This is a genomic window from Burkholderiales bacterium (assembly GCA_013695435.1).
Classification (GTDB): Bacteria; Pseudomonadota; Gammaproteobacteria; order Burkholderiales; family JACMKV01; genus JACMKV01.
This window is the reverse complement of sequence record JACDAM010000052.1, coordinates 1-9,646: the sequence shown is the minus strand read 5'-3', so window position 1 is coordinate 9,646 and position 9,646 is coordinate 1. Positions and strand designations below refer to the sequence as shown.

Genomic DNA, 9,646 nt, shown 5'->3' with positions numbered 1-9,646 from the left:
GAATGGCCCTGCGCGCGCGGTCCGCCTCGCATCGCATCCCGCGAGACCAAAGCGCGGGGCATGATTTATGTGTAAACAGGCCCTGGCTCGGCGCCGCCTGTACTACAGGTCCTGCATCGCGCCGATTTCTTCAAGCGGCGGCAGTTCGCTCAATGAGCGCAGATTCAGGTCGTCGAGAAACTGCTTCGTGGTCGCATAAAGCGCGGGACGGCCCGGCACTTCACGGTGGCCGACGACATCGATCCAGCCTCGCGCTTCGATCGCCCGAATCACGCTGCCCGAAACCGTCACGCCCCGAATTTCCTCGATATCGCCGCGCGTCACAGGCTGCCGGTAGGCGATGATGGCCAGGGTTTCCATTGCCGCGCGCGAATAGCGCGGTGCTTTTTCCGGCATCAGACGGTCGAGGTACTGCTGATACTCGGGCTTTGCGCGAAAGCGCCAGCCGCTGGCAACCAAAACCAGTTCCACTCCCCGGCCTTCCCAATCCTGCCGCAGCTGTTCGAGAATTTTTCGCAAGGTTTCGGCGCCCAGGTCTTCATCGAACAGTTTCTTGAGTTCTGCGAGCTGCAACGGCGCGGGGCTGGTCAGAAGCGCGGTTTCGATGATCAATTTAATCTCGGACAGCTCGTACAGCGGCGCAGTCATGTCTATCGCCCAAAGTCATGCGGCATTGCTGTTTTGCTCGCCGCCCTGTCCGGACCTGGTTTCAACCGACTTGAGGTAAATCGTCGAAAAAGATTCGTCCTGGCTGACCTCGATCAGTGCTTCGCGCGCGAGCTCGAGCACTGCCAGAAAGCAGACGACGATTTCAGCAGCGCCTTTTTCCGATCGATACAAATCGGCGAAATCCACGAACTCCCCATGCCGCAGACGGCGCAGGATGCGCGTCATCTGCTCGCGCACAGACAGCGTTTCGCGACTGACTTTATGGTGCCGATTCTGCTGCGCACGCGTCATGGCCGACGACCACGCAGCGCGCAAATCGATTGCCGTTACCGATGGCAGGCGCTGTGCCGTGCTGCATTCGATTTCGACCAGAACCAGCAGGTAATCACGGCCGGCGCAAGGCAGCGCAGCTAGGCTCTGCGCGGCTTGTTTCATCTGCTCGTATTCGAGCAAACGGCGCACGAGTTCGGCGCGCGGATCGACTTCGCTGCTGATATTCCCGCCCGGCTTCGGCAACAACATCCGCGATTTGATTTCGATCAGAAGCGCTGCCATCAGCAGGTATTCGGCGGCAAGTTCAAGCTGATTCGCGCGCATCAGCGCAATGTAATCCATGTACTGACGCGTCATTTCGGCCATCGGAATGTCGAGCACTTCGAAATTCTGCCGGCGAATCAGATAAAGCAGAAGGTCGAGCGGCCCTTCGAACGTCTCCAGAAAAATCCGCAGCGCGTCAGGCGGAATGTACAGGTCGCGCGGCATTTCGAGCATCGGCTCGCCGCGCAGCCGCGCCAGCGGCGCAGATGCTGCGACAGTTGCCGACGTCAAATCTGCCGCGCCGTCCGGCGCTTCGTTATTAGCCGAAGACATGCTGAACGACCTCGCGAAAAGTCTTGACGAAATGTATGACGAAGCCTTCGCGCACATACGCCGGCAGCTTGTCGTAATCGCGCTGGTTTGCTGCCGGCAGAATCAGCTCCATGACCTTGCTGCGCCGCGCCGAAATGACTTTCTCGCGGATTCCGCCGACGCCGAGAACCTGGCCTGTCAATGTCAGCTCGCCGGTCATGGCAAGCTGCCTGGCCGGCTTTTGATCGCGCGCGAGCGACAGCAAAGCCGTCGCCATGGTAATGCCGGCGCTCGGTCCGTCTTTCGGCGTCGCGCCTTCTGGCACATGCAAATGCACCAGCGCGTTGTCGAAGAAAGCCGGATTGCCGTTGAATTCCTTGACGTGAGAAGAGACGTGACTGAATGCGATTTCGGCCGATTCTTTCATCACGCTGCCAAGTTGGCCGGTCAGTTTGAATCCGCGGCTTTTTGTGTGCACGCGCGTCGCTTCGATACTCAGAATGACGCCGCCCATCGCCGTCCAAGCCAGCCCGGTCACGACGCCAACGCCGGACAGGGGCTTCTGGCGCCCGAAAACCGGTTTGCCCAGCCATTCCTCGACGGCTTTCACACTGATCGTGAGCGGCCCGGTTTCGCCATTGATAAACTTCACGGCCGCTTTGCGCACCAGCCGCCCGAGCTGTTTTTCGAGGCTGCGCACTCCCGATTCGCGCGCGTAGCCTTCCGCGATATGGCGCAGCGCGGTTTCGCCTATCACCAGCCGTTCGCGCGCAATGCCGGCTTTTTCGAGTTGCTTCGGCCATAAATAACGTTTCGCAATCTGCACTTTTTCGGTAGTGATATAACCCGACAAGCGGATGATTTCCATGCGATCGAGCAAAGCACCGGGGATCGTGTCGAACTGATTCGCGGTGCAGACAAACAGCACTTTCGAAAGATCGAAGCGCACGTCGAGATAGTGGTCCAGGAAGTCGATGTTCTGTTCCGGATCGAGCACTTCGAGCAGGCTCGAGGCCGGATCGCCGTGATACGACGCGCCGATCTTGTCGATTTCGTCGAGCATGATCACCGGATTGGCGACCCCGGCTTCCGTGATCGCCTGGATGAATTTCCCCGGCATGGCGCCGATATACGTGCGGCGATGGCCCTTGATTTCCGCTTCGTCGCGCATGCCGCCCAGCGAAAAACGGTAGAACTCGCGTCCCAGCGCGGACGCGATCGAGCGTCCGATCGACGTCTTGCCGACGCCGGGCGGTCCGACCAGAAGCAGGATCGATCCGGCGATCTCTCCTTTCATTGCGCCAACGGCGAGGAATTCGATGATGCGGTCCTTGACGTCGTCGAGGCCGTAATGATCTTTCTCCAGTATCTTGCGCGCGCGCTTCAGATCGAGCTTGTCCTTCGAATGCCTGCCCCATGGCAGTTGCGTCAGCCAGTCGAGATAATTGCGCGTGACCGCGTATTCCGGCGAACCGGTTTCGAGCAGCGACAGTTTCTGCAATTCATCCTCGATACGCTTTTCGACCGGCGGCTTCAGCTTGAACTTGTCGACGCGATCGCGGAAACGCTCGATATCGGCGGTGCGATCGTCCTTCGCGATGCCCAGCTCTTTCTGAATCGCTTTCAGTTGCTCGCGCAGAAAAAATTCGCGCTGCTGACCTTCGATTTTGTCGGTGACCTGACGGCGTATATGCGATTGCAGCTTTGCGACGTCGAGTTCTTTCTTGATCAGCACCAGCACTTTTTCCATGCGCCGGCGCAAATTGAATGCGCCAAGCACCTGCTGCAAGTCGTCTTTGCTCGATGTCGTCAGACTCGCCGCGAAATCGGCCAGCGCCGACGGCTCGTTCGGGCTGAAACGGTTCAGAAAAAACTTGACCTCTTCGGTGTAAAGCGGATTCAGCGGAACCAGATCCTTAATGGTGTTGATGATCGCCATCGCATACGCGCGCAGCGCATCCTGATTCTGATTCCGCCCGTCCGCCGGATACTCAACCTTGACCAGGTACGGCGGTTTGATCGAAATCCAGTCGAGGATGCGAAAGCGCGCCACGCCTTCGGCTATGAATTGCATCTTGCCGTCAGTGCTCATCGGCCGATGCATGCGGACTACCGTGCCGACCGCATGAAAATCGCGCTGCCCGGCATCCTCGGGGCGATCGGGTTTGACCAGCACGAGACCGACCATCTTGTGTTCGGTCTCGCCGATCCTGTCTATCGTTTCCAGCCACGGCCGCTCGTTCAGCAACAGCGGCAGGCTCTGCGCCGGGAAAAACGGGCGGTCCGACATCGGCAACAGATATAAAGTCGCAGGAAGCGTGCTGACGGGAACCGGCAGCGCCGTACGAGCTTCGCCGTCAGTTTGCGATTCGGAAAGTTCGCCTTGCGGCGATTGCGAATCGGGCATCAGCTTTGTATGGAATCGAATTGGGTTGAGGGCAGCACTGTGCGGGCCGAATCTCGAAGCATGACCTTATTGATACAGCCTGGCCGACGAATATCAGGCAACGAACACGAAGCGGCTTTCGCAGGCAAGCTTATTCTAGCGGAAGCGCGGCATGTTGTTGCGCGCTTGCGCGCTTTTCCTCAAGCGAAGGATAAGACAAGCCCATGGCCGTACGGACTTCGCGCATCGTCGCGCCGGCCGCGGCGCGCGCGCGCTCGCAACCTTCGGCAACGATTTTATTGAGCAACGACGGATCGCTGATGTAATGGCTGGCGCGCTCCCGCATCGGCTTCTGCTCGGCGAGCACGGCGTCGATCACGGGCTGTTTGCATTCAAGGCAACCGATTCCGGCCGTCGTGCAGCCCTGCCGCACCCATTGCTGGCGCGGCTCATCCGAGTAGACCAGATGAAATTGCCAGACCGGGCATTTGTCCGGATCGCCGGGATCCGTGCGCCGGACACGCGCCGGATCGGTTGGCATGGTGCGTATTTTCTTGACGACCGACGTTTCGTCCTCGCGCAATGAAATCGTGTTGCCGTAAGACTTCGACATTTTGTGGCCGTCGATGCCAGGCATTTTCGAGGCTGCGGTCAATTTCGCCGCGGGCTCCGGCAGGATGATTTTGCCGCCGCCTTCGAGATAACCCCTCAGCTGCTCACGCTGTTCGCGACGCAAATCCGCATGGGCAAGGAGCGCCCGCCCGGCCTCCAGCGCAGCAAGGTCGCCATTCTGCAAATAGCGGGTGCGCAATTCGAGGAATTGACCTTTGTCCGCGCCCAGCCTGGCAGCCGTGCGCTCGGCTTTTTGCTCGAAGCCGGGTTCCTTGCCGTAAAGATGATTGAAGCGGCGCGCGATTTCGCGAGTGAATTCAATATGCGGAACCTGATCCTCGCCGACCGGTACGAGTTCGGCGCGATACGCCAGAATGTCGGCGCTTTGCAGCAACGGATAACCGAGAAAACCATACGTCGACAAATCCTTTTCGGTCAGCTTTTCCTGCTGGTCCTTGTAGGTCGGCACGCGCTCGAGCCAACCGAGCGGCGCGATCATCGACAGCAGCAGATGCAGTTCGGCGTGCTCGGGAACCTGGGACTGGATGAACAAGGTCGCCTGCTCGGGGTCGACGCCCGCCGCCAGCCAGTCGATCAGCATGTCGGATACGCTGGCGGCTATCAGTTGCGGCGAATCGTAATGCGTCGTCAGCGCGTGCCAATCGGCAACGAAAAAAAAGCACGCGTGCTCGCGCTGTAATCCGACCCAGTTTTTCAGGACACCGTGATAGTGGCCCAGGTGCAACTGGCCGGTCGGACGCATGCCCGATAAAACCCGCGCTGCGTTCGGTTTCGTCATGAAGTGGAAGAGCGAGTTGCCGCCCGCGACGCGTCAGCCGCCGGTTCGCTGGCGGGAACTAGCTTATGCCGAAAAGCCACTGGATCAGCCCGTTGGTCGCGCCGATAAAAGGCGCAATGATGGCACTCAACACCCCGCTGAACAACAGTACGACGATGATGATCAACCCATACGGTTCGAGCATCGCGAAACGGTAAGCGAGACGATGCGGCAGCAGGCTTACGGCAATCCGGCCGCCATCGAGCGGCGGCACCGGCAGCAGGTTCAAAACCATCAGCACGGCATTGATCAAAATGCCGCCGTTGCTCATCAAGGCGAGCGGCACGCTGAAGCTCGATTCGGGCATCGACAGCGCAATTTTCAGCATGACACCCCAGAACAGCGCCATCGCCAGATTCATGGCAGGACCGGCCGCCGCGACCCACAACATGTCGCGTTTAGGATCGCGCAGGTTGGCGAAATTGACCGGCACCGGCTTGGCCCATCCGAACAGAATGCCCGGGCCGCCAGCCAGCTTCGCGAACGCCAGCAAGGCGAGCGGCACCAGCACGGTGCCGACCGGATCGATATGGCGCAGCGGATTCAGGCTGATGCGCCCCGCCGCATACGCCGTCAGATCGCCGTAATGACGCGCGACATAACCGTGCGCCGCCTCGTGCAGGGTGATCGCGAATATCACCGGTAAAGCGTAGATCGCAATCGTCTGAATCAGGTTGTATTCCATATGACCTTGGGGAGGTTAGAACCGATAGACAGGTGCCGGTAAAAAAGTCGCCAACGCGAGACATGCGCGCGATTAAAGACCGAACACGCCAGGATGACCCTTGCCCTCTCGCATGATTTGCGGTGTTTCGCCCGTCAGATCGACCACCGTGGTCATGGTCAGCCCGCACGAGCCGCCGTCGAGCACGAGATCGACGCTGTGCTCGAGCCGCTCGCGGATTGCCGCGGCGTCGTTCAATGGCGTGTCGTCGCCGGGCAGGATCAAGGTCGAACTCAACAGCGGCTCATTCAATTCGGTCAGCAAATCCTGCACAACGCGATGTTCGGGAACCCGCACTCCGATCGTCTTGCGCCTCGGATTTTGCAGGCGCTTCGGCACCTCGCGGCTGGCGCGCAGAATGAACGTGTAACTGCCCGGCGTCGCCGCGCGCAGCAGGCGGTATTGCTGGTCATCGACGCGCGCATATCGCGAAATCTGCGCAAGATCGAGGCACACCAGCGTGAAATGATGACTGGCGTCGACGGCTCGGATCGCACGTATTCGATCGACTGCGTCCTTGTCGCCGAGATGACAGCCGAGCGCGTAACACGAATCTGTCGGGTAAACGATGACGCCGCCAATGCGCACGATGTTTGCCGCCTGCCGGATCAAGCGGATTTGCGGATTATCCGTATGAATCGTAAAAAACTGGGCCATGTCAAACGGCCGGCGATGACGTTTTGGGGGTGCCGGCCTCTGTCCCGATCTGCGTCCAACTCTCTGCCCTGCACTCCGCCCAATCCTGCCAGACCGGAACGCAGCCTGCCGGTAATTCCGGCAACGCGCCGACATCACGCGCGCTTTCCAGAGGCCCATGGAAATCCGATCCGACCGATGCGGCCAAGCCGAAGCGGCGCGCGTATTCCGCGAACTGCCCGCATTGCGGCGGCGTATGGCTGCCGGTCACCACTTCGATCGCGCTGCCGCCGTGCTCTTTGAATTCGGCGAACAGCTCGCAAAGCGTCTTGTCGTCAGCGTTGAGCCGGCCCGGATGCGCTATGACGGCAACGCCTCCGCTGGCGCTGATCCACCCCAAGGCATCTGCGAGGCTCGCCCACTGGTGCGCGACATACCCGGGTTTGCCTTCGGCCAGATACTTTTTGAAGACCGCTTTAACATCTTTGGCATGGCCGCGTTCGACCAGGAAACGCGCGAAATGAGCGCGCCCGATCATGCGTGGATTCGAAACGTGCGTTTGCGCGCCGGCGAGGCTGCCTTCGATGCCCAGCCGGTCGAGTTCGGCCGCCATGCGCTTTGCGCGCTCGACACGGCCGTCGCGTATCGCGGCGAGCCCGCGCTGAAGCGCGGGATTGTCCGCATCGAAACGTAAACCGACGATATGCAGATTGTGATTGCGCCACGTCGCCGATATCTCTACTCCCGTGATAAAGGCGACGCCCAGTGCGGCGGCAGCGGCGCGCGCTTCCGCGAGACCGCCGGTTTCGTCGTGATCGGTCAGCGCCAGCGCGCGAGCGCCATTGGCCGCCGCCCGCCGAACGACATCGGCCGGCGCCATCAGACCATCGGAATAGCGGGAATGACAATGGAGATCTATGTAAAGCATGGCGTGCTGCCGCGACTAAGAGGCATCAAGGCGCTCATCTGGCAAACCACTGGGCAAACCACCTTGAACCGGGGCGCCTCCCGTTACGGCGGCGCCGACTGTACGAACCTGACTTTACGAACCTGATTCGCGTTCAACGCGATGATACCGAGGAAAACCACTATGCGCAGCCCGAGTTTCCATCGCCGATTGATTTCCGAATTTATTTCCTCATTACCCGTCTTTCTGTTGTCACGCTTTTTCCGGCGCCGTATCTTTCGCTCCGCGATGCTCACCGCGCCTTTCATTTTTTCCGCCCTGCCCGCAGCGGCGACGGTAGCCGCATTGGAATGCTCCGCGAAAAGCGGCGCTACCAAAGTCGCCGTGCTCGAGCTTTATACGTCGGAAGGCTGCAATAGTTGCCCGCCGACCGATCGCTGGGTCAGCAGCTTGCGCACCCGAAACCTGGTGAACGAACGCGTCATTCCTCTCGCCTTCCATGTCGATTACTGGAATTACATCGGCTGGAACGATCCTTACTCGGACAAAAAATACAGCGATCGCCAGCGCACGGCCAGTTCGCGCCAGGGATCGTCTGTCATCTACACGCCGCAACTCGTGCTGAACGGCAAGGATTTGCGCGGCCAGCAGCATGGCGATTTCGCCGGCATGCTCGGCAAGATCAACCAGAACATGCCGGAGGCGACGATCAGCCTGATGCTGAATCGCGCCGATCCCGCGCATTACGAAGTCAGCGGCAATGTTGCCGTTGCCAATCCGGATCATCACCAGCACGCCGAAGCTTATGTCGCGCTGATCGAAAATAACCTTGTCAGCGACATCAAGGCCGGCGAAAACCGCGGCGTCACGCTGCACCACGATTTCGTCGTGCGTGAACTCGCCGGGCCGTTCAGGACCGACGCCGACGGCATGACCGCTCTGAAAAAAACGTTCGATGTCAAGCACCACTGGAAGGCTGCCGACACTACACTCGTCGCCTTTGTACAGAACGCGAAAACCGGCGACGTGCTGCAGGCGCTGGCTCTGCCCGCGTGCCAATAGCGCTCGCTGCGCATTGCGCTTCGGGCTCGTCGGTCGATATCTCTGCTGACCTGCCCCGGCGCCTTCGTCTCCAGCGGGAAAATCTTTACACGATCATTATGGCTTAAGTGCGATGTCGCACAGACCAATGTGCGGGCGACGGACGAAGCTCGGCTCTACGTTATGCAGCTAAAACCACCGCGTTTCAACCAAAGGAGTTAGTCGTGAAAAATCGAATAGGATTGTCCACGCTCGCCATCGCCCTCAGTTCAATCACGGGGGTCATGGTCGCACCGTCCGCCCATGCCTCAAGCCACCGGGATGCTCCGTTCATCTCGGAAGACCCGGCGGCGGACAACACCGATGTTTACGCCTTCGTCAGCACCGAAGCGGGACGCTCCGACTACGTGACCATCCTCAGTAATTTCGTCCCGCTCCAAGAGCCGGCCAATGGTCCGAACTTCTACAAGCTTTCCGACTTCGTCAACTATGAGATCCTCATTGACGTGGACGGCGACGCACTTGCGGATCTGACATACGAGTTCAAGTTCACGACTAGAATCGTTGACCCCGGCACGTATCTCTACGCCACGAACACGATTCTGCCGCCGCCGAATCCGCTTGACCCGACTTCGCAGTATGTTAATTTGAACCAGCCGCAAAGCTACACGCTTACGGAACGCGGTAGAGGCACGACGAGCACCGGGCGTGTGCTGCTTAATAACGTGCGAACCGCGCCCAATCGTCCCGGACCGAAGTCAATCAATTTTGCTGCGGTGGGAAGGGGAGGAACTCCCGTGCAAGGAGACACTACCCTCGCATACCAGAACCTCGCCGAGATGGCGGTTCATACCGCGCCCAATTCGGGAGGCTTGCGCTCTTTCGTCGGTCCGCGCGATGAAGGCTTCTACGTCGGACTGGGGACAGCCTTTGATTTAATCAATCCGACAGCCCCCGGCGCGGACGGAACCGGCGGATTCAACA

At 59.7% G+C, this 9,646-nt stretch carries 9 protein-coding genes; 2 read left to right on the top strand and 7 right to left on the bottom strand.

The annotated features are described in order from the left end of the window. Positions 1 to 102: 102 nt before the first annotated feature. From scpB to H0V78_02950, 7 genes are all read right to left on the bottom strand, one after another. Positions 103 to 648 carry an SMC-Scp complex subunit ScpB gene (gene scpB, locus H0V78_02980; GenBank protein ID MBA2350773.1) on the bottom strand — a complete coding sequence of 182 codons (546 nt, stop codon included), beginning with the start codon at positions 646 to 648 and terminating at the stop codon, positions 103 to 105. 15 nt (positions 649 to 663) lie between these two features. Further along, positions 664 to 1,539: a segregation/condensation protein A gene (locus tag H0V78_02975; protein MBA2350772.1), complete on the bottom strand. Its 876-nt coding sequence runs from the start codon at positions 1,537 to 1,539 to the stop codon at positions 664 to 666. After that, positions 1,526 to 3,925, bottom strand: a complete 2,400-nt coding sequence (gene lon, locus H0V78_02970; protein ID MBA2350771.1) for an endopeptidase La — start codon at positions 3,923 to 3,925, stop codon at positions 1,526 to 1,528. The genes H0V78_02975 and lon overlap by 14 nt, the downstream gene beginning before the upstream one ends. A 130-nt stretch (positions 3,926 to 4,055) precedes the next feature. Further along, positions 4,056 to 5,315: a tryptophan--tRNA ligase gene (locus H0V78_02965; GenBank protein MBA2350770.1), complete on the bottom strand. Its 1,260-nt coding sequence runs from the start codon at positions 5,313 to 5,315 to the stop codon at positions 4,056 to 4,058. Between the two features lie 58 nt (positions 5,316 to 5,373). After that, positions 5,374 to 6,039, bottom strand: coding sequence for a site-2 protease family protein (locus H0V78_02960; GenBank protein MBA2350769.1), 666 nt, complete (start codon positions 6,037 to 6,039; stop codon positions 5,374 to 5,376). 72 nt (positions 6,040 to 6,111) lie between these two features. Continuing rightward, a complete protein-coding gene (locus H0V78_02955; GenBank protein ID MBA2350768.1) occupies positions 6,112 to 6,735 on the bottom strand; it encodes a threonylcarbamoyl-AMP synthase in 624 nt (207 codons plus the stop codon). A 1-nt stretch (position 6,736) separates the two neighbouring features. Continuing rightward, positions 6,737 to 7,642, bottom strand: coding sequence for a PHP domain-containing protein (locus tag H0V78_02950; protein ID MBA2350767.1), 906 nt, complete (start codon positions 7,640 to 7,642; stop codon positions 6,737 to 6,739). Between the two features lie 267 nt (positions 7,643 to 7,909). On the opposite strand from H0V78_02950, the gene H0V78_02945 reads away from it, so the two are divergent. Then, entirely contained in the window at positions 7,910 to 8,683 is a 774-nt protein-coding gene (locus H0V78_02945) for a DUF1223 domain-containing protein (GenBank protein MBA2350766.1), read from the top strand. 203 nt (positions 8,684 to 8,886) lie between these two features. After that, a partial coding sequence (locus tag H0V78_02940) for a DUF4331 family protein (GenBank protein ID MBA2350765.1) occupies positions 8,887 to 9,646 on the top strand: 760 nt, incomplete at its 3' end.

Bases quoted from the DNA above. Each gene is read 5' to 3' on its own strand.
- scpB (MBA2350773.1), bottom strand. From the start codon at position 648: ATGACTGCGCCGCTGTACGAGCTGTCCGAGATTAAATTGATCATCGAA.
- H0V78_02975 (MBA2350772.1), bottom strand. From the start codon at position 1,539: ATGTCTTCGGCTAATAACGAAGCGCCGGACGGCGCGGCAGATTTGACG.
- lon (MBA2350771.1), bottom strand. From the start codon at position 3,925: ATGCCCGATTCGCAATCGCCGCAAGGCGAACTTTCCGAATCGCAAACT.
- H0V78_02965 (MBA2350770.1), bottom strand. From the start codon at position 5,315: ATGACGAAACCGAACGCAGCGCGGGTTTTATCGGGCATGCGTCCGACC.
- H0V78_02960 (MBA2350769.1), bottom strand. From the start codon at position 6,039: ATGGAATACAACCTGATTCAGACGATTGCGATCTACGCTTTACCGGTG.
- H0V78_02955 (MBA2350768.1), bottom strand. From the start codon at position 6,735: ATGGCCCAGTTTTTTACGATTCATACGGATAATCCGCAAATCCGCTTG.
- H0V78_02950 (MBA2350767.1), bottom strand. From the start codon at position 7,642: ATGCTTTACATAGATCTCCATTGTCATTCCCGCTATTCCGATGGTCTG.
- H0V78_02945 (MBA2350766.1), top strand. From the start codon at position 7,910: ATGCTCACCGCGCCTTTCATTTTTTCCGCCCTGCCCGCAGCGGCGACG.